General features: G+C 69.3%; 23 protein-coding genes. 17 read left to right on the forward strand and 6 right to left on the reverse strand.

Annotated features, from left to right (window positions below; genetic code table 11):
- Window positions 1-381: 381 nt before the first annotated feature.
- Both DJ81_RS04360 and DJ81_RS04365 read right to left on the reverse strand, forming a co-directional pair.
- Window positions 382-612: a hypothetical protein gene (locus DJ81_RS04360; RefSeq protein WP_094526798.1), complete on the reverse strand. Its 231-nt coding sequence runs from the start codon at window positions 610-612 to the stop codon at window positions 382-384.
- A 320-nt stretch (window positions 613-932) separates the two neighbouring features.
- On the reverse strand, window positions 933-1,361 hold the full coding sequence (locus tag DJ81_RS04365; protein WP_094526799.1) for a desampylase: 429 nt from the start codon (window positions 1,359-1,361) through the stop codon (window positions 933-935).
- Window positions 1,362-1,488: 127 nt separating this feature from the next.
- Here DJ81_RS04365 and DJ81_RS04370 point away from each other — a divergent pair, with 127 nt between their 5' ends.
- Entirely contained in the window at window positions 1,489-1,965 is a 477-nt protein-coding gene (locus tag DJ81_RS04370; RefSeq protein WP_094525487.1) for a DUF302 domain-containing protein, read from the forward strand.
- A 32-nt stretch (window positions 1,966-1,997) separates the two neighbouring features.
- On the opposite strand, the gene DJ81_RS04375 is transcribed toward DJ81_RS04370, so the two are convergent.
- Window positions 1,998-2,462 (reverse strand): MGMT family protein, encoded by a 465-nt coding sequence (locus tag DJ81_RS04375; protein WP_094588655.1) that lies wholly within the window; start codon window positions 2,460-2,462, stop codon window positions 1,998-2,000.
- 136 nt (window positions 2,463-2,598) lie between these two features.
- On the opposite strand from DJ81_RS04375, the gene trpC reads away from it, so the two are divergent.
- The 4 genes from trpC (at window position 2,599) to DJ81_RS04395 (ending at window position 6,579) form a co-directional block, all read left to right on the forward strand.
- Window positions 2,599-3,477, forward strand: a complete 879-nt coding sequence (gene trpC, locus DJ81_RS04380) for an indole-3-glycerol phosphate synthase (protein ID WP_094526801.1) — start codon at window positions 2,599-2,601, stop codon at window positions 3,475-3,477.
- Window positions 3,474-4,778 carry a tryptophan synthase subunit beta gene (trpB, locus tag DJ81_RS04385; RefSeq protein WP_094525490.1) on the forward strand — a complete coding sequence of 435 codons (1,305 nt, stop codon included), beginning with the start codon at window positions 3,474-3,476 and terminating at the stop codon, window positions 4,776-4,778. The genes trpC and trpB overlap by 4 nt, the downstream gene beginning before the upstream one ends.
- Window positions 4,779-5,705, forward strand: a complete 927-nt coding sequence (gene trpA / locus DJ81_RS04390) for a tryptophan synthase subunit alpha (RefSeq protein ID WP_094588657.1) — start codon at window positions 4,779-4,781, stop codon at window positions 5,703-5,705.
- 82 nt (window positions 5,706-5,787) lie between these two features.
- Window positions 5,788-6,579, forward strand: a complete 792-nt coding sequence (locus DJ81_RS04395; RefSeq protein WP_094526803.1) for a 2-amino-3,7-dideoxy-D-threo-hept-6-ulosonate synthase — start codon at window positions 5,788-5,790, stop codon at window positions 6,577-6,579.
- 21 nt (window positions 6,580-6,600) lie between these two features.
- Here the strand turns inward: DJ81_RS04395 and DJ81_RS04400 are convergent, their stop codons facing one another.
- Together DJ81_RS04400 and DJ81_RS04405 are read right to left on the reverse strand one after the other, a co-directional pair.
- Window positions 6,601-7,179, reverse strand: coding sequence for an NADPH-dependent FMN reductase (locus tag DJ81_RS04400; protein ID WP_094525493.1), 579 nt, complete (start codon window positions 7,177-7,179; stop codon window positions 6,601-6,603).
- An 83-nt stretch (window positions 7,180-7,262) separates the two neighbouring features.
- Window positions 7,263-8,810, reverse strand: coding sequence for an HTTM domain-containing protein (locus tag DJ81_RS04405; RefSeq protein WP_094588659.1), 1,548 nt, complete (start codon window positions 8,808-8,810; stop codon window positions 7,263-7,265).
- Window positions 8,811-8,995: 185 nt separating this feature from the next.
- Here DJ81_RS04405 and DJ81_RS04410 point away from each other — a divergent pair, with 185 nt between their 5' ends.
- Entirely contained in the window at window positions 8,996-10,168 is a 1,173-nt protein-coding gene (locus tag DJ81_RS04410) for a 3-dehydroquinate synthase II (protein WP_094588661.1), read from the forward strand.
- Window positions 10,169-10,304: 136 nt separating this feature from the next.
- On the forward strand, window positions 10,305-10,916 hold the full coding sequence (locus DJ81_RS04415; RefSeq protein WP_094525496.1) for a hypothetical protein: 612 nt from the start codon (window positions 10,305-10,307) through the stop codon (window positions 10,914-10,916).
- 57 nt (window positions 10,917-10,973) lie between these two features.
- Here the strand turns inward: DJ81_RS04415 and DJ81_RS04420 are convergent, their stop codons facing one another.
- On the reverse strand, window positions 10,974-12,500 hold the full coding sequence (locus DJ81_RS04420; protein ID WP_094588663.1) for a carboxypeptidase M32: 1,527 nt from the start codon (window positions 12,498-12,500) through the stop codon (window positions 10,974-10,976).
- Between the two features lie 104 nt (window positions 12,501-12,604).
- Here DJ81_RS04420 and DJ81_RS04425 point away from each other — a divergent pair, with 104 nt between their 5' ends.
- The 10 genes from DJ81_RS04425 to DJ81_RS04470 form a co-directional block, all read left to right on the forward strand.
- A complete protein-coding gene (locus DJ81_RS04425; RefSeq protein WP_094588665.1) occupies window positions 12,605-13,654 on the forward strand; it encodes a low specificity L-threonine aldolase in 1,050 nt (349 codons plus the stop codon).
- Between the two features lie 139 nt (window positions 13,655-13,793).
- Window positions 13,794-14,159 (forward strand): DUF2209 family protein, encoded by a 366-nt coding sequence (locus DJ81_RS04430; RefSeq protein WP_094526847.1) that lies wholly within the window; start codon window positions 13,794-13,796, stop codon window positions 14,157-14,159.
- On the forward strand, window positions 14,156-15,511 hold the full coding sequence (gene hflX, locus DJ81_RS04435; RefSeq protein WP_094588667.1) for a GTPase HflX: 1,356 nt from the start codon (window positions 14,156-14,158) through the stop codon (window positions 15,509-15,511). Before DJ81_RS04430 ends, hflX begins: the two co-directional genes overlap by 4 nt.
- A 63-nt stretch (window positions 15,512-15,574) precedes the next feature.
- Window positions 15,575-17,533 carry an acetate--CoA ligase gene (gene acs / locus DJ81_RS04440; RefSeq protein ID WP_094525500.1) on the forward strand — a complete coding sequence of 653 codons (1,959 nt, stop codon included), beginning with the start codon at window positions 15,575-15,577 and terminating at the stop codon, window positions 17,531-17,533.
- 72 nt (window positions 17,534-17,605) lie between these two features.
- On the forward strand, window positions 17,606-17,842 hold the full coding sequence (locus DJ81_RS04445; RefSeq protein ID WP_094525501.1) for a DUF2061 domain-containing protein: 237 nt from the start codon (window positions 17,606-17,608) through the stop codon (window positions 17,840-17,842).
- Window positions 17,843-18,113: 271 nt separating this feature from the next.
- Window positions 18,114-19,898 (forward strand): bacterio-opsin activator domain-containing protein, encoded by a 1,785-nt coding sequence (locus tag DJ81_RS04450; RefSeq protein WP_094557828.1) that lies wholly within the window; start codon window positions 18,114-18,116, stop codon window positions 19,896-19,898.
- 145 nt (window positions 19,899-20,043) lie between these two features.
- The gene (gene acs, locus DJ81_RS04455; protein ID WP_094588669.1) at window positions 20,044-22,038 is read left to right on the forward strand and encodes an acetate--CoA ligase; all 1,995 of its coding nucleotides are present in this window, start codon (window positions 20,044-20,046) and stop codon (window positions 22,036-22,038) included.
- Window positions 22,039-22,171: 133 nt separating this feature from the next.
- A complete protein-coding gene (locus DJ81_RS04460; RefSeq protein ID WP_094588671.1) occupies window positions 22,172-22,597 on the forward strand; it encodes a DUF4212 domain-containing protein in 426 nt (141 codons plus the stop codon).
- Complete coding sequence (locus tag DJ81_RS04465) at window positions 22,594-24,297, forward strand: VC_2705 family sodium/solute symporter (protein WP_094525505.1); 1,704 nt, start codon at window positions 22,594-22,596, stop codon at window positions 24,295-24,297. Before DJ81_RS04460 ends, DJ81_RS04465 begins: the two co-directional genes overlap by 4 nt.
- Before the next feature lie 3 nt (window positions 24,298-24,300).
- The coding region (locus tag DJ81_RS04470; protein ID WP_094588673.1) for a universal stress protein at window positions 24,301-24,769 on the forward strand (469 nt) is incomplete at its 3' end.

Genomic DNA, 24,769 nt, shown 5'->3' on the forward strand with positions numbered 1-24,769 from the left:
GCCGCCCTCGCGGCTGGGGCTTTGGCGGTGTTCATCGTCGATTCGGCGTCAACGATTTATAAATAGACGGCTCTGTTGAAAGTCTATTCTTCAGATATAAAATGGGCTGAAACAACCGGTCGCTGAAGGGTACGTACTGAGGATTCGTGAATTCTTAGGTTGATGTGGCTCTGTTAAAACCCTCAACAACTGATAGAAATGGCGTGCTGAATAGAGAGCGCAAGTCGGTCACGACAGCTTCTCAGTCGATCCTCTCTCCACATAATGTACGTAGCCAAACGACACGACCAATCAACTGGACTGGCGTGCTGACTTCGAGTTTTAATCGTCGGGATGTGTTGCACCGGTGGATTGTCTTCTGTGTGTCGACTGCCGCACACACTACTGTTGACCGTCTCCGAACCGGTTTCGAAGACGTGGCCCAACAACAAACGCGACGAGCAGTGCGGAGCTGATTCCAATAGCCAATCCGGCCGCGTCACCGAACAACGCACTGCCAGCGATCAGGGTCACGACGAAAACGACCGCCGCAATGAGCACGACCAGCCACCCACTCAGCTCCATAATAGCCCACCCTTTTAGGCCTGCTACGAGTTCTTTGAGGAGACTCATATCTATCACTCAAAAGTCACTGTAACAACTTTTTTGATCGCGTCGCAAAGCGGTCTAGAGTTTCGAGTGGTGGTTGCGTAGACTACTCGGGCTGCTATCTCTAACGCTCTCAAATCACGTACACTTGGTGCACGCCATTCTAACGCAGTATTTTCAGTTGTACGAAGTGCTGTCGAGACGCTCAGCGGCAAACTCTATAGGACTTTGCGACGCGACCAATCGATTGCTGAATCTAACCTCTGTATTCAGTACGACCGTAGAAACCTATCACCGTTTGAGGGTTTCAGCAAGGCCAAATAGACCCGTCACTCGACCCCGTTCTATCGCTCGCTCCGAACCGAGACGGTCTCCTGTTCGAACCCCTCGTCGTCGCCCCGCCAGCGCCACGAGCCGACGAACGGGTAGCCGTCCAGCGCGCAGATCACGTACGAGTGGTCCGGCCAGGTCGCCCGGGCGGCGTCCGTCTCGCTCGGGTGCGTCGGCCCCGTGGGATGCGAGTGGTAGAACCCCACCACGTCGAGCCCGTCGTCCTCGATCGCTTCGATGAGCTCGAACTGCTCCTCGGGGTCGATGAGATAGCGGATCTGGGGCGTGTCGGCGACGTTCTCCGCCTGATACGCCTCGGTGACGACGCTCGGCTCGCCGTCGGTGCCGTGGGTGCCGGCGAGCACGCCGCAGATCTCCGCCTCGCCGCCGCCGTACGCGTGGTACACGATGTCGTCGTACACGGCCCGTGAGAGTTCGATCATGGGCGAGCGAAGGCGACTCCGACCGATAAGTCCGTCCCGACCGGCAAAGGGCGCGCTCCGTCACAGGTAGCGGCAGTCGTTGACGGGCCGGGAGAGGGTTTTTCCCGCCGCGGTCGGAGTCACACCCATGAGCGACGCCCGAAGCGGGTCCCCGGCGCCGACCGCCGACGAGGCGCTCCACACGACCCTCGACATGCCCTTCGACGACGCGGTCCCGTTCGTGCAGATCGAACACGAGCTCGCCGACTTCGAGACGGTGCAGGTGACGCGGCTCGATCAGATGATCGAGGGGATGCTCGGCCACGACGACGTCGAGCGGACGGCGCTCATCGTCGTCTGTCACCCCGAGATCGCGTTCGACGCGATCGAGATCGACCCCACGCTCGCCGGGATGCTCCCGTGCACCACCATCGTGTACGAGCGCGAGGGCGACGACCTGGTCCACGTCCACCACACGTCGGCGACGAAGGCGATCCGCGACCTCGGCTGCGCGCCCGCGGACTGCGGCGGCGCGGTCGACGACCTCGTCGAGAAGACCGGCGAGCTGATGACGGTCGTCTGGGAGAACATCGAAGAGCACGGTCGCGGGCGGCCGTCCGAGTAGGTCGCCGAACTCCCGGCCTCGGGCCCTCCCCGCTACAGCCCTTCGACGCGACGCAGCGCGTCGCGTACCTCTCCCGGCGTCGTGTAAGGACCGCCCTGTACCCGGTGGTCGGGAAGGAGGATGGGGATCGGGTTCTCGTCCAGCGCCGTTCGCACGAGTCTGAGGTCGTCGGGGTCGTCCGCGTCGAGCGCCGCCAAGCGTGTGAGCCGACTCACGGACACCTCCTCGCCGTAGGGGACCGTCCGGAGCGCTTCGAGGACGTCGCGGCGGTCCGTCGGCACCGTGAGCCCGACGGCGACCTCGGCGAACTCGTCTCGCTCCCCGCGGACGTACGCGCCGATCCGGTCGAGGAGTTCGTGATCCGGCCTCGCGTCCGCCGGTATCTCCGCCGGGAACGACACCGAGATCACCCGTCCGCCGGCGAATCCGACCTCCACCGCGCGACCGAGGCCATCGAACTCGCGGGCGAAGACGCCCGACGCTCCCGTCGAATTCATACCCGTCATACGACGGCCCCGACGGTTAAAATGATGGGACGGACGGAGCGTCGCGTCGCCGACTCGGCCGCTCGTCCGTTCCGGGCGGGTCACGCCCGCAAGCCTTATGAACAGATACGTGCATTAGTGTACACTAATGGAGGATCCAACCGAGCTGGCCCCCGCGGTCAGGTCGATCCTGTTGGCGGCGCGCGAACGGGCGGCAGAGGGGCGTACCGACCGCGTCGCCGTCGACCCGCGCGACCTGCGCGCCGCGTTCGACCGGGCCGAAGAGGACGGTCGCGTGCCGGTCGTCGCGGAGGTCAAACCGACGAGCCCCACCACGGACGGGACCCGCGAGGACGACCCCGTCGCGCTCGCCGAGGGGATGGTCGCGGGCGGCGCCGCCGCGCTGTCGGTGCTCACGGAGCCGGAGCACTTCGGCGGGAGCGTCGAGGTGCTCGACCGCGTGCGCGAGGCCGTCGACGTGCCGGTCCTCCGGAAGGACTTCGTCGTCGCCGAGCCCCAGCTAGACGCCGTCGAGAGCGACGTCGTCCTGCTGATCGCGCGGTTCGTCGGCGACGACCTCCCGGACCTGTTGGCCGCCGCCCGCGATCGCGGCTTTCAGGTCCTCGTCGAGGTCCACGACCGCGAGGAGCTGGCGCGGGCGCTCGACGCGGGCGCGACCGCGATAGGCGTGAACAACCGCGACCTCGCGGAGCTGGTCGTCGATCTCGGAACCTTCGAGTCCGTGGCGCCCCACGTCCCAGACGACGTGACGCTCATCGCCGAGAGCGGTGTCGGATCCCCCGCCGACGTCCGGCGGATGCGGGCGGCCGGCGCCGACGCGCTGCTCGTCGGGAGCGCGATCATGGACGGCGACGTCGAGGCGAACACGCGGGCGCTGACGCGGGCGGAGGCGGACGGCGAGGCAGAGACGGACGGCGAGGCTGAGGCGGACGAAGACGCGGAGACGGACGAAGACGCGGAGGCGGTCATCGACGAGACCACCGACACCACGGAGACACCCACATGAGCGAAACCGAATCATCGACGAGCGAGGTTGGAGAGCTTTCGCGCCGCCCGGGCCGCGAGCGCGGCCGAGAGGACGGGAAGTTCGGCCGCTACGGCGGCCAGTACGTCCCCGAGGCGCTGATGCCGGCGATCGAGGAACTGACCGACGCCTACGAGCGGTACGTCCTCGAGAACGAGGACGGCTTCATGGACGAGCTCCGCGAGCGGCTCGCGGACTTCGGGGGGCGCCCGATCCCGCTTCAGCGGGCCGACCGGCTCTCCGAGCGCTACGACACCGATGTCTACCTCAAGCGCGAGGACCTGCTTCACGGCGGCGCGCACAAGCTGAACAACGCGCTCGGGCAGGTCCTGCTGGCGAAGTACATGGGGAAAGAGCGGATCATCGCGGAGACGGGCGCGGGCCAGCACGGCACCGCGACCGCGATGGCGGCCGCCCACCTCGACATGCCCTGCGAGATATACATGGGCGAGCGCGACATCAACCGCCAGCGTCCGAACGTCTTCCGGATGAAGCTCAACGGCTCCGAGGTGAATCCGGTGACCGCGGGCCGGGGCACTCTGAAGGAGGCCATCTCGGAGACGATGCGCGACTGGGCGACCACCGTCGAGAACACCCACTACGTCATCGGGTCCATCGTCGGCCCGCACCCGTTCCCGGTGATGGTCCGCGACTTCCAGGCCGTCATCTCGGAGGAGGCGCGCGCGCAGACTATCGAGAAGACGGGCGCGCTCCCGACCGACGTGGTCGCCTGCGCCGGCGGCGGCTCGAACACGATGGGGACGTTCGCGGCGTTCGTCGACGACGAGGAGGTCGCACTTCACGCAGTCGAGGCCGGCGGCTCGACGCTGGAGGTCGACGAGGAGGCGGGCGTCGCCCCGAACTCCGCCTCGCTCTTCACCGGCGAAGAGGGCGTGCTCCACGGCGCGCGCACCAAGCTCCTGCAGGACTCCGACGGGCAGATCATGGAGAGCCACTCGATATCCTCCGGGCTCGACTACGCCGGCGTCGGTCCGGAGCTCGCGTACCTCGTCGACGAGGGCCGCGTGAATCCCGTCGCCGTCGACGACGACGTCGCGCTGGAGGGGTTCCACCGGCTCTCGCGCACGGAGGGGATCATCCCCGCGCTGGAGACGGCCCACGCCTTCGGCTTCTTAGAGGAGCACCACGAGGAGCTCGGCGAGCGCGTCGTCGTGAACGTCTCCGGGCGCGGCGACAAGGACCTCGACGCGGCCATCGAGGAGACGGACAAGCGCGACATCGACGAGGCGCCGGACATGTCGATGTTCACGGGGGGGATCTGAATGGCGGAGCGGACCGCGGAGTCGACGGCGAAGCCGGAGACGGGAAACTCGGCCGCGATAGCCGAGGCGTTCGCCGACGGCCCCGCATACGTCCCCTACCTCGCCGTCGGCGACCCCTCCTACGAGGCGTCGCTGGAGTACGTCCGCGCGCTCGACCGCGGCGGCGCCGACGTCATCGAGCTCGGACTCCCGTTCTCGGAGCCGATCGCCGAGGGGCCGACGATCCAGGGCGCCCTCGTGCGCTCGCTCGACGGCGGGATGACGCCTGACCGGTTCTTCGCGTTCGCCGAGGAGCTCGACGTCGACGCGCCGCTGGTCTGTATGACGTACTACAACCTGATCTATCAGTACGGGTCGGGCGAGGCGCGGAGCGCCTCGGAGGCGACCGGTGACACCGCGAGCGGCGGCCCGCGCCGCTTCGTCGAGCGCGCCGCCGCGGCCGGCATCCAGGGGCTCGTCGTTCCGGACCTACCGGCGGAGGAGGCCGACCCGCTCCGGGAGGCCTGCGACGAGTTCGGCCTCGACCTCGTCTTCATCGTCGCGCCGACCACGGTCGGCGACCGGCTCGACCGGATCATGGGGCGCGTGTCGGGGTACGTCTATGTGCAGGCGCGGCTCGGGACGACCGGCGCGCGAGACGACGTCTCCGAGCAGACCACGGAGAGCCTCGACCGGCTCGCGGAGTACGACGTGCCGAAGGCCGTCGGGTTCGGCATCTCGGCGGGCGAGCACGCGGAGCGCATCGTCGCCGGCGGGGCCGACGGGATCATCGTCGGCTCGGCGCTCGTCGACATCGTCGCCGGGGGCGTCGAGGAGGATCTGCCCACTGACGAGGTCGCAGACCGGTTGGAGGCGCTCTCGCGGGAGCTGAAGGAGGGCGCCGAGCGCGGCCACGCCGCCCGCGTCGGCGCGGCGGAGTCGCGGTGACCGCGGGTTCGAGCCAATACGACCCCGAACGAAACCCACTTACCTGCGATTGCCACACTCTCACACAACGACCGAACCCACCATGACAGCAGGACTCTCGGCACGACTCGAACGCATCTCCACAAATGACCGGTACCTCATCGTCCCGATGGACCACGGGATCACGATGGGCGCCGTCGACGGCCTCGTCGACATCGAATCGACGATCGACGGCGTCACGCGCGGCGGGGCGGACGCGGTCCTCACGCAGCGCGGCGTCGCCTCCCGCGTCCATCCGAACAAGAACGACGCGGGCTACATCGTCCACGTCAACGGGTCGACGACGATCGGCCCCGACGAGAGCGACAAGCGCGTCACCGCCACCGCCGAGGACGCGGTGCGCGCGGGCGCCGACGCGGTGTCGTTCCACATCAACGTCGGCTCCGACCACGAGCCCGACCAGATCGAAGAGCTGGCGGAGCTGACCGCCGACGCCGACCGCCTCGGCCTGCCGGTGCTCGCGATGGCCTACGCGCGCGGCCCCGGCGTCGACGAGACCGATCCGGAGTCGCTCGGGCACGCTGTCCGGCTGGCCGAGGAGCTCGGCGCCGACGTGGTGAAAACGGGGTACTCCGGCGACGGCGACTCCTTCGCCCGCGTCACGGAGTCGACCCGGCTGCCGGTCGTCATCGCCGGCGGGTCGAAGGGCACCGACCGCGAGACCGTCGAGATGGTGCGCGGCGCGATGGACGGCGACGCCGCCGGCGTCTCGATGGGACGGTCGATATTCCAGCACGAGGACCCCGAGGGGATCGCCCGCGCCGTCTCGGCGATCGTCCACGACGACGCGGACGTCGAGGAGGCGCTCCGAGCGGGCGGCTTCGTCGAGGCGTAAGGGGTCACGCAGCGCCGGCGGTCACCTCGCCCCGACATTCTGCTCTCCCTCGAACGAGTCCGGATCGGGCTCGATGTCGGCGTACTGCACCGCTCGACGCCCGAGCGTGAGCGCTCGGTCGTCGAGGGCCTCGTCGACCAGGTCACCGTCCTCGAACTGCGCGTGGGCGCGAGGAACGGCGACCTGATGCGGGATCACCCACGCGTTGAGCGCCCGACAGACGGAGCGGAGGTGTTCTAACGCGGTCACCGGGAAGCCGCCGCCGGCGACCGCGAGGAGGCCGACGGTCTTGTCCTCGAACTCCTCGAAGCCGCAGTAGTCGAGCGCCGTTTTCAGCGTCGAGGAGTACGAACCGTGGTACATCGGCGTCCCGAGGAGGACGGCGTCGGCCGCGCGGACCCGCGCGGTGAACGCGTCCGCGTCTCCCGCCGAACCGCGGTCGGCGTCGTACGTCGGCAGGTCGTACTCGCGGAGGTCGATCGGTTCCGGGGTCCCGCCCGCACGGCGGACCCCGTCGAGCGCGCGACCGACGGCCAGTCGCGTGTAGCTCGTCTCTCGTAGGCTCCCCGCGACGCCGACGACGCGTGGTGAGTCGGACATGGCTCACGCCACGCGCCATCGCCACTAATACGATCGGGGCGATCCGGTCTCGGGAAGCGACGCGAGGCGGAGCGCCGCCGCGATCAGCAGGTGACGCTGACCCGCTCCTGCGGCTCCGGCTCCCCCACCGGCCCGTTCGGGTCGACCGTCTGCTCGACGTGGAAGACGGTCACGGACTCCACCGAGCCGTCCGTCCGCTCGCACGCGTACGCCGCCAGCGGTCGGTACTGCGTCTCCCCGGCGTACCGGATTCGGTGGCCGTACTGATGCCAGAGGGTCGTCGGATACGTGTCCGCCGCGTCCGGTGGACGGTCGAACGCGACCGGCCCGCCGTCCGACGCGTCGACCGTCGCCCCGGATTCGAGCGTCGCTCGGACGACGTACCAGCTGGAGGTGTCGGGCGGGTTGGGCGCGAAGAACGACCAGCTCACCTCCGAGAGCTCGCCGGCCGACTCCGACGCCGGCATGTCGACGAGCCCGACCCCCGCGGCCTGCCAGACCACGAGCGCGACGAAGACGCCCACGAGCAGGACGGCGGCCGCGACGCGGATCCCGCGACGCGCCCGCGACGTGACCGGAGACGCGGTTTCGGTCGCCCTTCCGCCGTCGCTTCGGTACGCCCGCTCTGGGAGCCGAGACGGCCCGGGGAGGTTCGACGCGAGCAACTCGACGGCGTCCCAGACCCTCGGCGGGAAAAACAGGAGCAGGACCGAGACCATGACGAACGGGAACACGCCGAGCCGCATCGTCGCGGCCATGCCGAGGTGCGCGGAGACGAACGCGAGGGCGACGCCGGTTCGCAGCCACCCGGTGGCGGCGACCAGCAGCACGGACGCCGAGAGGAGCGCGATCCAGAGCCAGTTTATCGCCGCGAGGACTGCGGTGTGGTCCGAGACGAACGGGCCGAACAGCACGACGAACTCCTCTATCTGGAAGATCCGCGGGACCGCGACGCCCGACATCCACGCGTCGCTCCGGTACTTGGAGACCACGTTGGCCGCGTAGATCGAGGCGATCGTCAGGAGGGTGACGGCGGTTCCGAGCGAACAGACCCGCTGACCGACGCCGCTCTCGCCCCCGTCAGACGAGCCTTCATCGGCGTCGTCGCGGTAACCGGGGTCGCTCGACCGGCCGGCACCGAGCGACCACCGGGCGTCGAGCGGGAGAAAGAGGCTCAAAAAGAGGAGTACTATCAGGATCGTGTTCCCGCCGTTGATCACGAACGGGTTGCGAGCGTAAAGCGACGCGAGCAGGACGAGGGAGAGACCCGTCGACGCTCGCGTTCGGTAGCCGACGAGCAGGCAGACGGCGGCGCACGCGCCGAGCGCGAGGAGCCCCGTTTGGACCCGCGCCGAGCCGGACGCCGCGTGGATCGAGACGGTCTCCAAGAACGGGTACAGCTCGGCGAGCGTCGAGCGCGGCAGGACGCCGTCATCGGTGTAGAACGCGCCCACCACCGGGAGGCGGTAGACGAGCAGGTCACCGAGGAGTAGGAGGGCCAGCCCGATCCGGAACGCGCCCAGCGCTCGCGGATCGATCCCGAGGTGCGGCGCGGCGCGCTCCCGGAGGGCCTCGCGCGCAGCGGCGTATCGGGACCCCGCGTTCGAGGGCCACCGGCGTGGTGTCTTCATTCGGGGGTATACGTCCTACGATACAAGCTTAGTTATAAGTGCTTTGTCGTCTACGGGTCGTTGCGTCGTCAACGGCGGACGGTCCCGCCGCGCCGTCGACCGCGAGTGACGCTCCCGTCGCGCAGTCGCCCGCAACGCGCGACCCTTCCGCAGTTTTCAAGCCCGCCCGCCGTGAGGTTCCGACAATGACACGCACGGTCTGGGTGAAAGCCGACGGGAGCGTCGGCGACTGGGAGGCGCGCAAGCGACGGATCACGACCGCCATCGAGGCCGGCGCGGACTGGGTACTCGTCGACGAGGCGGACGTGGGGCGCGTCCGCGAGCTGGGCGACGTCTCGGTCGCGGCGTTCCGCTCGGAGGCGGACGTCATCGACGACGCCGAGAGCGACGCCGAGGCCGACGCCTACTTCGTCGGCAAGGGCGGCGAGGGCGACGGGACGATCGACCTCCCGAACGACTTCTCCGGTTCCGCGGACCTCACGACGGTCCGCCGGGGCGACGACCGCGCCCAGGGCGTGTACGTCCGCGTGCTGGGGACCGAGTACGAGCGGTTCGCCGAGGAGGCGGCGGCGGACGCCGAGTACACGATCGTCGTCGGCGAGGACTGGTCGATCATCCCGCTGGAGAACCTGATTGCGCGGGTCGGCGAGGAGACGCACCTCGTCGCCGGCGCGACGACCGCGGCCGAGGCCCGGACCGCCTTCGAGACGCTGGAGATCGGCGCGGACGGCGTCCTCCTCGACAGCGACTCCCCCGACGAGATCCGGGGCGCGGTCGACGCCCGCGACGCCGCCGACCGCGAGACGCTCGACCTCCGACACGCCGAGGTGACCGCGGTCGAGCGCACCGGGATGGCCGACCGCGTCTGCATCGACACCGGCTCGCTGATGGACGACGACGAGGGGATGCTCGTCGGGTCGATGTCGCGCGGGCTCTTCTTCGTCCACGCCGAGACCGCGGAGTCGCCGTACGTCGAGTCGCGCCCCTTCCGCGTGAACGCCGGGGCCGTCCACGCCTACGTCCGCAACGCCGCGGGCGGCACGAACTACCTCGCGGAGCTCTCCAGCGGCGACGAGGTGCAGATCCTCGACACCGCGGGTCACACGCGCGAGGCGATCGTCGGGCGCGTGAAGATCGAGAAGCGACCGATGTTCCGGCTGCAGGCCGAACTGGAGACCGAGGACGGGGTCGATCGCGTGGAGACGCTCATCCAGAACGCCGAGACGGTGAAGGTGGCGACGAGCGACGGCAAGAAGGCCGTCACCGATCTCGAAGCCGGTGACGAGGCGCTCGTTTATTACGAGGACGTCGCGCGCCACTTCGGCGAGGCGGTCGAGGAGAGCATCATCGAGAAGTAGCGAGGCCGAGCAGCGAAACGTCGAGCGTCGCGGTAGCGGGACGGCGAACGAGGCCTTTTAAACTGATCCGCGTGTCGGTGATCGTCAAAAATGTCGCAACGAAAACCAATATGTTCTGCATGTTCCATCCGCTTCCATGGCAGTCATTCACGAGCATGACCGCGTGGAGGAGGCCAACTGGCTGGAGCGCGTCGCGCATCTCGCGCAAGCCGCCAACCCGGCGTTCGCGGCCGGGAGCGTCATTGTGCCGCTGTCGTTCGTCGCCGCCGGCGTCCTCCTCTCGAGCACGACACTCCTGTTTTATACCCACGTCGCCGCCGGCGCGGTCTGGTTCGGGTTCGCGCTGATCTTCCCGGCGGTCATCGGGCCGACCCTCGGCGGCCTCGATCGCGAGACCGCGGCGGACGTGACGACCGCGCTGACGCCGAAGGTCGTGTTCTTCGTGCTCGGGTTCTCCCTGACGACCGTCGTCTCGGGGACGATCCTGCTCGGGTCCGTCTTCGGACTCGGCTACGGGTTCTCCGGACGGTGGCCGACCCTCTCGCTGACGCTGGGCTGGGGACTCTTCGTCTTCGGGCTGCTCGTCCCGAACCGGATCCACCTGAGCGCGTACTACGAGAGCCGGTCGGCGGAGCCCGACGCCTCACGGCTCGAGGCGATCGAGAAGCGGAATCTCGTCGTCGGACTCCTCGAGGCGGGCGCGATGCTCGCGATTATCGTGCTGATGACGGGGCTCCGGCTGGGGTGAAGCCCGCATAACCCACGAAACCGCGGAGACCGCCGAGAACGCGGAGACCTCAGTGCCTCAGAGGTCGTACAGCTCGCCGTACTTCTCCTCGACGTAGTCGGTGAACGCGTCGGCGGAGAACGCCTCGTCGGTGGCGCGCTTCACCAGTTCGTTCGTCTCGTAGCGCGAGCCGTGTCGATGGACGTTCTCGCCGAGCCACGACTGCAGCTCGTCGAAGTCGCCGTCGGCGATCTTCGCGTCGAGGTCGTCGATCTCCGCTTCGGCGGCCTCGAACAGCTGGGCGGCCATGACCGAGCCCAGCGAGTAGGTCGGGAAGTAGCCGAAGTTGCCGTGGCTCCAGTGGATGTCCTGGAGACAGCCCTCGCTGTCGGTGTCGGGGCGGATCCCGAGGTACTCCTCGTACTTGTCGTTCCAGACCTCCGGGACGTCCTCGACCGCGAGGTCCCCCCGGATCAGGTCGCGCTCGATCTCGAACCGGACGATGATGTGGAGGTGGTAGGTGAGCTCGTCGGCCTCGACGCGGATGAGGTTGTCCTCGTGCACCTGGTTGAACGCCTCGTAGGCGTCCTCGACGCTCGCGTCTTCGGTCTGCGGGAACTGCTCTTGGAACCGCGGGAGGAACAGCTCCCAGAACGGCCGGCTCCGCCCGACGTGGTTTTCCCAGAGCCGCGACTGCGACTCGTGGACGGAGAGGTCGCGCGACTCGCCGAGCGGGGTGGCCCACTCCTCCCGCGGGAGCCCGAGGTTGTACTGCGCGTGGCCGTACTCGTGGATCGTCGAGCCGATCGCGCCGAGCGGGTCCGACTCGTCGAACCGGGTGGTCACGCGGCAGTCGAACTGGTTGCCGGAGGTGAACGGGTGCGAAGAGACGTCGAGCCGGCCGCGATCGAAGTCGTAGCCGAGGAGTTCGAGCGCCTCGCGGGCGAGTTCCTCCTGCTCGTCCTCGGGGAACGTGCCCTCGAACGTGTCGACGGCGAGGTCCGCGTCGGCGTCGCGGATCGCGTCGATCATGGGGACGAGCGTCTCGCGGAGCTCCTCGAGGATCGACTCGGCGCGGTCGATCGAGAGGCACGGCTCGTAGTCCTCGAAGAGGACCTCGTAGGGGTCGCGGTCGGGGTCGATGTGTTCGGCGTACTCCCGTTTGAGCTCGACGTGCTTCTCCAGGTACGGTGCGAACGTCTCGAACTCGTCCTCAGCTTTCGCCTCCTCCCACGCCTGCAGCGCCTCGGAGCCGGTCTCGGAGATCTCCTCGACGAGTTCGACCGGGACCGCGTCGGCGCGCTCGTGCTCGCGGCGGACCTCGCGGACGACCGCCGCCCGCTCGTCGGAGAGGTCGGCGTCGTCGAGCTCGGCGAGCAGCTCGCCGGTCTCCTCGTCCGTGATCATGTCGTGGCGGATCGACGAGAGCGTCGACAGCTGCTTCGACCGGGCGGGGGTGCCGCCCTCGGGCATCATCACCTGTTGGTCCCACCCGAGCACGCCGGCGGCGCTCCCGACCGTGTTCCAGCGTCGAACGCGGTCCAGGAGGGCCTCGTACGTATCGGGGGCGTCGGTCGCGTCGTCGGCCGCGGCTTCCGTTGCCATACGTCACGGATCGGTCGCGTCGATTAAGAAGGGACCGAATCCGGAACGCCCCGGCCGGGTGAGCGCGACCTATTTCCGATCGGCCGCCGAACCGACGGTACCGAATGGAGACCGACGAGGACACCATCGACCTGCGATCCGACACCGTCACGACGCCCTCGGCCGAGATGCGCGAGGCGGCCGCGACCGCCGAGGTCGGCGACGACGTGTACCGCGACGACCCCGCGGTCAACGAGTTAGAGCGCCGCGCCGCCGAGGCGGTCGGGACCGAGGCCGCGCTGTACGTCCCCTCCGGGACGATGGCCAACCAGATCGCCGTCCACGTCCACACGGAGCCGGGGCAGGAGCTCCTCTTGGAGCGCGAGTCGCACATCTACCGGTGGGAGCTCGCCGGCGCGGCGAAGCTCTCGGGCGCGCAGACTCGCACGATCGACGCCGGCGACCGGTGCGTCCCGACCCCGAAGGAGGTTCGCGAGGGACTCGTGAGCGAGGACCTCCACCGGCCCGGGACCGGCCTCCTCTCGCTGGAGAACACCCACAACTACCGCGGGGGCGTCGCGGTGCCGGTCGAGGGGATCGCCGCGGCCGCCGACGTCGCCCGCGACGCCGACGTGCCGGTCCACCTCGACGGCGCCCGCGTGTTCAACGCGGCTGTCGCGCTCGGCGTCGACGCGAGCGACGTCGTCGACCCCGTCGACAGCGTCACCTTCTGCCTCTCGAAGGGGCTCGGCGCGCCCGTCGGCTCGATACTCGCGGGCGACGAGGCGTTCGTCGAGGCGGCCCGCCGCGTCCGGAAGCTGTTCGGCGGCGGGATGCGACAGGCCGGCATGATCGCCGCGCCCGGCCTCCTCGCCCTGGAGAACGTGGACCGGCTCGCGGACGACCACGCCAACGCCGAGCGGCTCGCCGCCGGGCTCGACGCGCTGGACGGGGTCGACGCGCCCGCGCCGGACACCAACATCGTCGTCGCGCACACCGAGGACGCCGGGATCCCCGCGTCGGACCTCGTCGAGGCCTGCAAGTCGGCCGGCGTTGGTTGCGTGGAGTTCGACGAGCACACGACGCGGTTCACCACGCACCTCGACGTCGACGAGGACGACGTCGACGCCGCGATCGACCGCATCGGCGACGCGGTCGCGATGCTGTCGGCCTGAGCCGGCGGATTCGAATTTCCGGCGCACACCACGGAAACGTTCAATTCGGCGGGCAAACAACGACGGGTTATGGAGCTGACACCCGTCGGTAGGAGCTCGCGGCCCGGGCGAACCGAGGTGGCCGGTGCCCGCCCCTGAGGTGGTCGGCGTCGACATCAGCGGCCGCCACGAGGAGGCGGGCGAGTACCTGATGGTCGCGGCCGCGGTCCACGCCCGGGTCGGCTCGACGCGGATCCGGTCGGTCGAGGGGATGGGCTTCGCCGCCGTGCGCGAGGGACCGACGCTCGACGCGACCCTCGGCCTCGTCGCGACCGCGGTCGGGAACCTGCCGGAGCCGCCGGACGGCCCGATCGTCGCCGAACACGGCGAGTTCTACGAGGAGCCCCCCGATCGAGTCGGGCTGAGCTTCCGACCCGAGTTTAAATACGTCGAGAGCATAGGAGAACGCGAAACAGTGCAGGCAGCACACCACGCCGCGTACGCCGCCCGAGACCTCCTCTTATGACCGGGAGCGTCGAGGGGGCGAGCGCCGACGGCGACGCCGAATCGGTCCCCCGAGAGCGGCGGGCGGTCGTCGCCAAGCGCGTCGACTCCGGCGACGCCGACCTGGCCGAGATCACCCAGCTCGCCGCGGCCGCGGGGTACGAGGTCGTCGGCGAACTCACCCAGACCCGCACCGAGGACGCCGCGTTCATGTTCGGGGAGGGAAAGGTCGCGCAGCTGCGCGACTTGGTCCGCCGGACCGACGCCGGCGCCGTCATCGTCGACAACGACGTCGGCCCGTACCAGACGTTCAATATCGGCGGGAAGCTCCCCGAGGGCGTCGAGGTGATCGACCGGTTCACGCTCATCCTCGAGATATTCGGTCAGCGCGCCAACACCCGGAAGGCGCAGCTCCAGGTCGAGCTCGCGGAGCTCCGGTACGAGCTCCCGCGCGCCGAGGCGAAGGCGAGCCTCGCGAAGCGCGACGAGCGCCCCGGCTTCATGGGGCTCGGCGAGTACGACGAGAGCGTCGAGCGCGACATCAAACGCCAGATCTCCGAGATACGGGACGAGCTGGAGTCGATCGCGGAGAAGGAGGAGGCGCGCCGCGAACAGCGCCGCGACTCCGGCTTCGACCTGGTCGCGCTCGCGGGGTACACGAACGCCGGGAAGTCGACGCTGATGCGCCGGCTCGCGGCCGAGATCGACGTCGACGAGAACGCCGACCGACACCCCGACCTCGACACCACCGCCGAGTCGCAGGACATGCTGTTCACCACGCTCGGCACGACGACCCGCAGGGCCGAGATGGAGAAGCGAGACGTGCTGCTCACGGACACGGTCGGGTTCATCGCGGACCTTCCCCACTGGCTCGTGGAGTCGTTCGAGTCGACGCTCGACTCGGTCTACCGCGCCGACCTCGTGCTGCTCGTCGTCGACGCGAGCGAGCCGGTCGAGGACATGCGCGAGAAGCTCGTCACGAGCCACGACACCCTCTACGAGCGCAACGAGGCCCCCGTCGTGACCGTGTTCAACAAGGTCGACCGGCTCGCGCCCGGCGAGTTGGCCGATAAGCGCGGTGCGCTCTCCGGTGTCGCCCCCGACCCCGTCGCCGTCTCGGCGAAGACGGGCGCGGGCGTCGCGGAGCTCCGCGACCGCGTCGAAGACGAGCTCCCCGACTGGGAGCGCGAGCGGCTCGTCCTCCCGGTCTCCGACGAGGCGATGAGCCTCGTCTCGTGGATCCATGACCACGGCCACGTCGACGAGGAGTCGTACGCGAGCGACCAGGTGACCGTCGACTTCGAGGCCAAACCCTCGATCGTGGCCCGCGCGCGGTCGAAGGCGGCGGATCTCGCGCCCGCGGAGTCGACGTAGCCGACTCGCCGCCGACCGGGACCGCGGACAAAGTATACATTCCTCCACTTGCGAACGGGTATCATGGACGACGCCGGAGTCGACGGCCGACGGCGGGACCGCCCCGTCGCCGACGACGACGCCATCGAGCCGCCGACCGGGTTCCGCGAGCGGGCCGTGGCGAGCGACGCGGGGGTGTACGACGCGTTCGCGACCGAGGGGCCCGACGCCTGGCGGCGGGCCGCCGACCTCCTCGACTGGGAGCGACCGTACGAGAGGGTGCTTGACGACGGCGACCCGCCCTTCTACGAGTGGTTCCCGGACGGGCGGCTCAACGCCGCCGTCAACTGTGTCGACCGCCACCTCGACGAGCGGCGCAACCAGCTGGCGATTCGCTGGTTCGGCAAGCGTGGCGAGCGGCGGTCGTACACCTACCTCGACTTACACCGCGAAGTGAACGCGCTCGCGGCCGGCCTGCGGGAGCTCGGCGTCGAGGAGGACGACGTGGTGACGCTGTACCTCCCGATGGTCCCGGAGCTGCCGGTCGCGATGCTGGCGTGCGCCCGCATCGGCGCGCCGCACAACGTCGTCTTCGCGGGGCTCTCGGCGGAGGCGCTCGCGACCCGCCTCGACGCGGCCGACTCGTCGTACCTGATCACCTGCGACGGCTACTACCGCCGGGAGGACGCGTTCAACCAGAAGTCGAAGGCGGACAACGCGCGACTCCGGGCCGACGGCGACCTCGCGGCGACGGTCGTCGTCGACCGGCTGGGCGACGCGCTGGACGTGTCGCTCGGCGCCGACGAACACGCGTACGAGTCGCTCGTCGACGCGCACGACGGCGAGACGGTCGAGCCGGTCGCGCGCGACGCCACCGACCTCCTGTTCGTGATGTACACCTCGGGGACGACCGGCCGGCCGAAGGGCGTCGAACACGCGACCGGTGGCTACCTCGCGCACGTCGCCTGGACGACCCGGAACGTCCTCGACGTCCGCCCGTCGGACACCTACTGGTGCGCGGCCGACATCGGCTGGATCACGGGCCACTCGTACGGCGTGTACGGCCCGCTCTCCGTCGGGACGACGACCGTGCTGTACGAGGGCTCGCCGGACTACCCGGACCGGGACCGCGTGTGGGACCTCATCGAGCGCAACGCGGTCAGCGTCTTCTACACCTCCCCGACCGCGATCCGGTCGTTCATGAAGTGGGGCGCGGAGTACCCCGACCGCCACGACCTCTCGTCGATCCGGCTGTTGGGCACCGTCGGCGAGTCGATCACGCCGAAGGCGTGGCGCTGGTACCGCGACCACGTCGGCGGCGGCGAGGCGCCGATCGTGGACACGTGGTGGCAGACGGAGACGGGCGCCATCGCGCTCGCGACGCTGCCCGGGATCACGCCCATGAAGCCGGGGAGGGTCGGGCCGCCCCTGCCCGGGATCGACGCGCGCGTCGTCGACGAGGACGGCGAGCCGGTGGACCCGGGCGAGCCGGGCTACCTCACGATCGGGTCGCCGTGGCCCGGCATGCTCCGCGGGCTCCGCGAGGGTGACGAGCGCTACCGCCGGGAGTACTGGGTCGAGGCCGAGGACGGGTGGCGGTACCGGACCGGCGACGGCGCGACGGTCGACGAGGACGGCTACGTAACCATTCTCGGTCGCGTCGACGACGTGATCAACGTCCGGGCGCAGCGGTTCAACACGGCCGAGCTGGAGTCGGCGATCGTCGGCGTCGAAGGGGTCACCGAGGCCGCGGTCGTCGGCGACGACGACGGCGACGTCGTCGCTTACGTGACCACTCGGAGCGACGTCGAGCCCGGCGAGCCGCTCAGGACGGCGATCGGCGAGGAGCTGGCCCGCGAGGTCGGCGACCTCGCCCGCGCGGACCGGATCGTGTTCACCCCCGACCTCCCGAAGACGCGCTCGGGCAAGATCATGCGCCGCCTGCTCGAAGACATCGCGCGCGGCGAGGAGTTCGGCGACGTCAGCGCCCTCCGGAACCCTGAGGTCGTCGGAGAGATCGAGTCCGCCGTTCGAAGTGAGTAACCGAATACGGTTCCCAAACACCGCTTTCGAAATTTCTTAAGGATCCATAAGCGTGGCCGCCGAAGCGTCGGTATGGGAACGCTGGTCTCGCGGTCCGCGCTTCACGACCGGAGGCGCGCGGTCGCCAAGACGCACTGTTACCGCGCGTTCATGGTCATGATCACCGTGACCGTGGCGTGGGCGATCGTCGGCGACGTCGGCGACGCCGTGAACATCGGGCTGGTGACCAACGCCCTCAAGACCGCGACTTACTACGCCTACGAGCGCCTGTGGGACCACGTCGCGTGGGGCGTCGCCGACGGCGTCTGAGTCGGCCGCCCGGTCGCGGCGGTCTCGGCGGCCTCGGCAGGGGCGGACCGCGGGTGCTCGGGCGGATCCCCGTCGTCCGGGGCGCACCGCCTTCGGGCTGACCGCTCGACGGCTATTTCGGGTACTGTCTGAAGACCGAAATTCTGACCGTCCATAAGGTGCGATCAGAGCGGTCGGTCGACCGCGTCGGCTGAAGTTCGCCTTGCAGACCGCGCGAGGCGACTAAAGGGGGAAGATTTTTCTTTCGGGTTTCTGTCTACTTACGAAACAGATGGTCGACGGCCTCGACGGCGACGCCTACGACGCGCTCCTGACCGCCGCGGAGACGTACCGCGCCGCGGTCGTGGTTCGCCTCGCCGGCGAGGCCGGGCTCCGAACCGGCGAGATCACCCGCGTCGCGCCGCGGGATCTCCGGGACTCGGGCGTCGCCTCCGGCGCGTCCCTCCTCGCCGTCCCGGACGGCTCGGGAACCGACGGCGAGGCCGAAGGGGAGCCGACGAACGGCGCCGAGTCGACGGTGGCGATCGACCGCGAGACAGTCGTCCCCGCCTCGCTGGCGTCCGAGCTCCGCCGGTACGCCGAGAGCGAGGGACTCGACGACGCGGAGCCGTTCGTGGGCGTGTCGCCCCGGCGCGTCCAGATGATCGTGTCCGAGACGGCCGAGCGGGCGGCGGCGCGGACCGACGGCGCGGTGCCGGCCGACGTCACGCCGAGCGATCTCCGGGAGACGTTCGCGCGCCGGCTCCTCGTCGATCGGGGCGTCGACCCGCACGCCGTGCGCGAGGCCGGCGGCTGGGAGACCCTCGGCACGCTCGACGAGTTCCTCGGCCCGCTCGACGGGCGGGAGATCGCCGAGGCGTTCGCCCCCGCCGGGGGCGCCGAAGCCGGCGGTACCGGCGCTCCGGATCCGGACGCGGGCGGACGGGCCCCGAGCGCGCTCGGCGGATTCGAGGCCCTCGCCGACGGCGAGGCGAGGGAATCGCCGCTCGCCGCGGTCCCGGAGCGACTGGTCGAGTCCGGTCGGTGGGCCGAGGCGTGGGTGGTCCGCGGATCGGTCGACGACGGCCGGGCGGAGGTCGTGGGAGCAGCCGGGGTCGACCGAGAGGTCCTCGTCGACCGCGGCGTCACGCGGGAGGGGCCGTGGCTCGGCGCGGTCGAGGACGGCGAGCCGGTCCTGACGGACGGGGAGCCCACCGCCGGCGGCCGGCCCGGGATCGCCGTCCCCGCCGGCTACCGGGACGTGACGCACGGCGCGCTCTGCGTCGTCGCCGACGACGGCGCGCCCGTGTCGGACGTCGAGCGGCGGGAGCTGGTCGCGCTCGGGCGCTGTCTCGGCTGGGCGGTGACGGCGGGCCGGTGGCGCGACCTCCTGCACTCCGACGCCGTCACCGAGGTGGAGTTCCACACCGCCGACGACGGAGCGTTCCTCGCCCGCGCGAGCGCCGCCCTCGGCTGTGCGATAGAACTCGACTCCACCGTCGGCGTCACCGACGAGGCCTCGCGGCTCTACCTCTCCGTCGCTGGCGCGAGGCCCCAGGGCGTCGCCGACGTCGTCGACGGCGCGGACGGCGTCTCTGACCTCCGGGTGACCGAGACGCGCGAGGACGGCTGTTCGGCCTCGGTCCGCGTCGAGGGAGGGTCGGCGGTCCGGACGCTCACCGAACACGGCGCGACGGTCCGCGAGGCGACCGCGGAGGACGGTCGCGTCCGCGTCGTCGCCGACCTCCCCGGGGGCGCCGACGTCAGACCGGTGGCCGACGGGCTCCGCGCGGCCTTCGACGACGCCCGCCTCGCGAGCAAGGAGTCCGTCGTCCGGGCGTCACGGCCGGAGTCGTCGTTCCGCGAGGGGGTCGCGGACCGCTTCACCGACCGCCAGTGGGCCGCGCTGTCGGCCGCGTACCACGGCGGCTACTTCGACTGGCCGCGGGAGAGCACCGCCGAGGAGGTCGCCGACGCGATGGAGGTCTCCTCCCCGACGTTCCACAACCACCTCCGGAAGGCCCAGCGCGCCCTGCTCGACGGCCTCTTCGACGAGGAGTACCGAGAGCGCCGTTGACGCGACCCACGCGAATCGTTTATATTGGGGTTCGAGAGCGCGACGCGGACGGGACGGAGCCGGGCAACGCGCCGCGTATTCATCATGATTTTTCGTATTTAGCGTCAGCGTTTATATGCCGAGATCGGTTGGATACGACCGTACCATGACAGAGGGTGACGGTCAACTGGAAGCGAGACTTGAAGAGCAGGAGGTGTTCGAGCCGCCCGAGTCGTTCGCGGCGCAGGCGAACGTCTCCGACCCCGAGATCTACGAGACGTTCGAGGAGAACTGGCCGCAGTGCTGGCAGGCGGCAGCCGACCTCCTCGACTGGGAGTCCGACTACGACCAGGTGCTGGACGACAGCGACCCGCCCTTCTACGAGTGGTTCACCGGCGGCGAGCTGAACGCGTCCGCCAACTGCCTCGACCGACACCTCGACGAGCGCGGCGACGAGGCCGCGATCGAGTGGGTCGGCGAGCCGGTCGACGAGGACGAGCGCACGTACACGTACGCGGAGCTCCACCGCGAGGTGAACGAGTTCGCGGCCGCCCTCCGCGATCAGGGCGTCGAGGAGGACGACGTCGTGACGATGTACATGCCGATGATCCCGGAGCTACCGGTCGCGATGCTGGCGTGCGCCCGCATCGGCGCGCCCCACAGCGTCGTGTTCGCCGGGTTCTCGGCCGACGCGCTCGCGACGCGGATGAACTCCGCGGAGTCGGAGTACCTCGTCACCTGCGACGGCTACTACCGCCGCGGCGACCCCCTCGACCACCTCGACAAGGCGAACGAGGGGCTCGCGGGCGTCGACCACGACACCACGACCGTCGTCGTCGACCGGCTCGGGCCGAACGGCGACGACTTCGGTCACGACCTCGGCGACGACCAGCTCGATTACGGCGACCTCGTGGCCGAGCACGAGGGCGCCGAGGTGGAGCCTGTCACCCGCGACGCCGAGGACATGCTGTTCCTGATGTACACCTCGGGGACGACGGGACAGCCGAAGGGGGTGAAACACACGACCGGCGGCTACCTCTCGTGGGTGTCGTGGACCTCGCAGTCGGTCCTCGACATCAAGCCGGATGACACGTACTTCTGCTCGGCCGACATCGGCTGGATCACGGGTCACTCCTACATCGTCTACGGGCCGCTCGCGCTCGGGACGACGACGATGATGTACGAGGGGACGCCGGACCACCCCGAACAGGACCGCCTCTGGGAGATCGTCGACGAGCACGACGCGACCCAGCTGTACACGGCGCCGACGGCGATCCGCGCGTTCATGAAGTGGGGCTCGGAGTACCCGGACCGCCACGACCTCTCCTCGCTGCGGCTGCTCGGGACTGTCGGCGAGCCGATCAACCCGCGGGCGTGGAAGTGGTACTACCAGCACATCGGCGACGAGGAGTGCCCCATCGTCGACACGTGGTGGCAGACGGAGACCGGCGGGATGATGATCACGACCTTACCCGGGATCAAGGACATGAAGCCCGGGGCGGCGGGCCCGCCGCTGCCGGGGCTGGACGTCCAGATCCTCGACACGCTCGGCGACGAGGTAGAGCCGGGGAAGGCCGGCTACCTCACGGTACAGAAGCCGTGGCCCGGCATGCTCCGGACGCTGTACAACAACGACGAGCGCTACATCGACGAGTACTGGGCGGAGTACTCCGACACCGACAGCGACGACCCCGAGGACTGGGTGTACTTCCCGGAGGACGGGGCGAAGATCGACGAGGACGGGTACATCACCGTCCTCGGCCGCGTGGACGACGTGTTGAACGTCTCCGGCCACCGGCTGGGGACGATGGAGATCGAGTCCGCCATCGTCGGCGTCGAGGGGGTCGCGGAGGCCGCCGTCGTCGGTGGCAACCACGAGATCAAAGGGGAGGCCGTCTACGCGTACGTGACGACCGAGGACGGGTACGAGGGCAACGAGGAGCTCCGCGACGCGATCGTCGCCGGCGTCGAGGACGCCATCGGCCCGATCGCCCGGCCGGAGCAGGTCGTGTTCACGCCCGACCTGCCGAAGACGCGCTCGGGCAAGATCATGCGGCGCCTGTTGGAGAACATCGCCGACGGCGAGGAGCTCGGAAACACGAGCACGCTCCGGAACCCGGAGATCGTCGAGGAGATCCAGCGGAAGGCAGAGGGCGAGTAGCCGCTCACCGGCCTCGTTTTCGACACGCAACCGGTACCGGAGCACGCCGACGCGCCGACGACCATCACGATCGATTCAGATAATCGACGCGCGACGACACGCGATACCGACACACCACGGCACACCGATACACATGACAGATAATAGTTCACACGATACTGACGACGCGGCCACCGACGGCGGCGTCGCCACGGGCGCGGCACAGCAGCACCGACAGACCGACTACCTCAGCGAAGAGGTGAACCTGCTAAAACCGAGCACCGCGTATATGCGGGACCACCTCAGAATCGTCTGGACCGGGTTCATCGTTTGGGCACTCATCGTCTTCGGTCCGGTCACGATGACGATGCTCGCACCGGGCACGATGACGACGACCATGCCGGTGCTCGGATTCCCCTGGCACTACTTCTTAGTCGCCTTCGGCGCGCCGACGGGCGCGCTGATCTTGGCGGCCGTCTACGCCCGCCAGCGGGACAAGTTGGACGATAAGTACGGCATCGACCACAGCACCGACACCGGGTCGGCCGACACCGCCAGCGACGGGGGGCAGCGGGAATGACGCTCCCGCTCCAAGCCGAGGCGCTCGACATCTCCTTTAAGCTCCTCCCGGCTATCATCGTCTTCCTGATGATGGCCTCTTTCCTGGCCATCGGCTTCGTGTTCAAGGTGGCAGACACCGAGGGCATGTGGGTCGCCGGTCGGGGTATCGGTAACATCGAAAACGGGATGGCGATCGGCGCCAACTGGATGTCGGCCGCCTCGTATCTCGGCCTCGCCGGGCTGGTCGCGCTCGCCGGCTTCTACGGGCTCGCGTTCATCGTCGGCTGGACGACCGGGTACTTCGTCCTGCTCATCTTCCTCGCGGCCCAGATGCGCCGGTTCGGGAAGTACACCGCGCCGGACTTCGTCGCGGACCGATTCAACTCCCCGATGGCACGCGCGCTGGCCGCGTTCACCACGCTGCTCATCGCGTACGTCTACTCCGTGGGCCAAGCCCGCGGGATGGGGCTGGTCGGTCAGTACGTGTTCGGACTCGACATCATCCCGATGATCATCGTGATGATGACCATCACCGTCGGCTACCTCGCGCTCTCGGGCATGCTGGGCGCGACGAAGAACATGGCCGTTCAGTACGTGATCCTCATCGTCGCGTTCCTCGCGGGCGTCTACGTCGTCGGCTTCTCGCAGGGGTACTCGACGGTGCTCCCGCAGATCGAGTACGGCGCCCTGTTCAGCGAGCTCGGCCGGCAGTTCAGCGAGCCGTTCATCGGCGGGAACAGCTACTACCTGTGGGTCGCGACGGCGTTCTCGCTCATCTTCGGCACGTGCGGCCTCCCGCACGTTCTGGTCCGGTTCTACACGGTCCAGAGCGAGCGGACCGCCCGCTGGTCCACCGTGTGGGGGCTGTTCTTCATCCTGCTCCTGTACTGGGCCGCGCCGGCCATGGCGGCCTTCGGCGTCGACCTCTTCGCCACCGTGAACGGCATCTCGTCCGAAGCGGTGTTCAGCGGCGAGCAGGCGATGTCCGGCGCGGAGGGCGACGTCATCGTCGTGCTGGCCGCACAGTTCGCCCAGTTACCGACCTGGTTCGTCGGGCTGGTCGCCGCCGGCGCGATGGCGGCCGCGATCGCGACGACGGCGGGGCTGTTCATTACGGCCTCCTCCGCCGTCGCTCACGACATCTACGCCGAGCTCATCAACCCCGACGCGACCCAGCGGCAGCAAGTGCTCATCGGCCGGGCGACCATCGTCGGGATCGGCGCGCTCGTCACGGTGACCGCGTTCAACCCGCCGGCGCTCATCGGCGAACTCGTCGCCTACGCGTTCTCGCTCGCGGGCACCGTCCTGTTCCCGATGTTCTTCCTCGGGTTGTGGTGGGAGAACACCAACCGGCAGGGAGCGCTCGCGGGGATGACCGTCGGCCTGGTGCTGTGGTTCACCTCGATCGTCAACAGCGTTCTGCCGGCCTACGTCGGCTTCCTCGCCGACATCGCCGGTGGCTCCGGACAGGCGCTCATCCCGGTCTACGCCCAGTACGTGCCGCCGATCGGCGCCGCCTTGGTCGGCACGCCGCTCGTGTTCCTCGTCACCATCGCCGTCTCGATGGCGACGCCGGAACCCCCGCTGGAGACCAAGCGGATGGTCCGCCAGTGTCACAGCCCCGAACCGATGGGCCAACAGCAGACGGCAGAGGACGTCGTCGCCGACGGCGGCGAGGAGATGACGGCCGACGGGGGCCGCGCGGCCACGGAGGAGTGATCCATGTACGAACACATTCTGATCCCGACCGACGGCAGCGACGTCGCAGAGTCAGCGGTCGAACACGCGCTCGACCTCGCGGAGCAGTACGACGCCGAGGTCCACGCGCTGTACGTGGTCGACATCGACTCGGTCAACCTCGGCCTCGGGACCGAGCAGGTCGACCGGCTCAAGCAGGGCCGGTTCGACGAGATGGAGGAGCTGAAATCGAAGGCCGACGAGGCGACCGGCGCCGTCGCCGCCCGCGGCGCGGAGCGGGATATCGAGGTCGTCGAGCAGATCTCCGGCGGCCGCCCGCACACGGTGATCGCCGACTACGCCGAGAACCACGACGTGGACCTCATCGTGATGGGGAGCCACGGCCGCGCCGGCGTCCGGCGCGCGCTCCTCGGGAGCGTCACCGAGCGGACGCTTCGGTCGACGCACGTCCCCGTCCTCGTCGTCGACTACGCCGACGAGGACGGGGACGTGC

It is taken from the genome of Halorubrum sp. Hd13, from assembly GCF_002252755.1.
In the GTDB taxonomy this organism is placed as follows: domain Archaea; phylum Halobacteriota; class Halobacteria; order Halobacteriales; family Haloferacaceae; genus Halorubrum.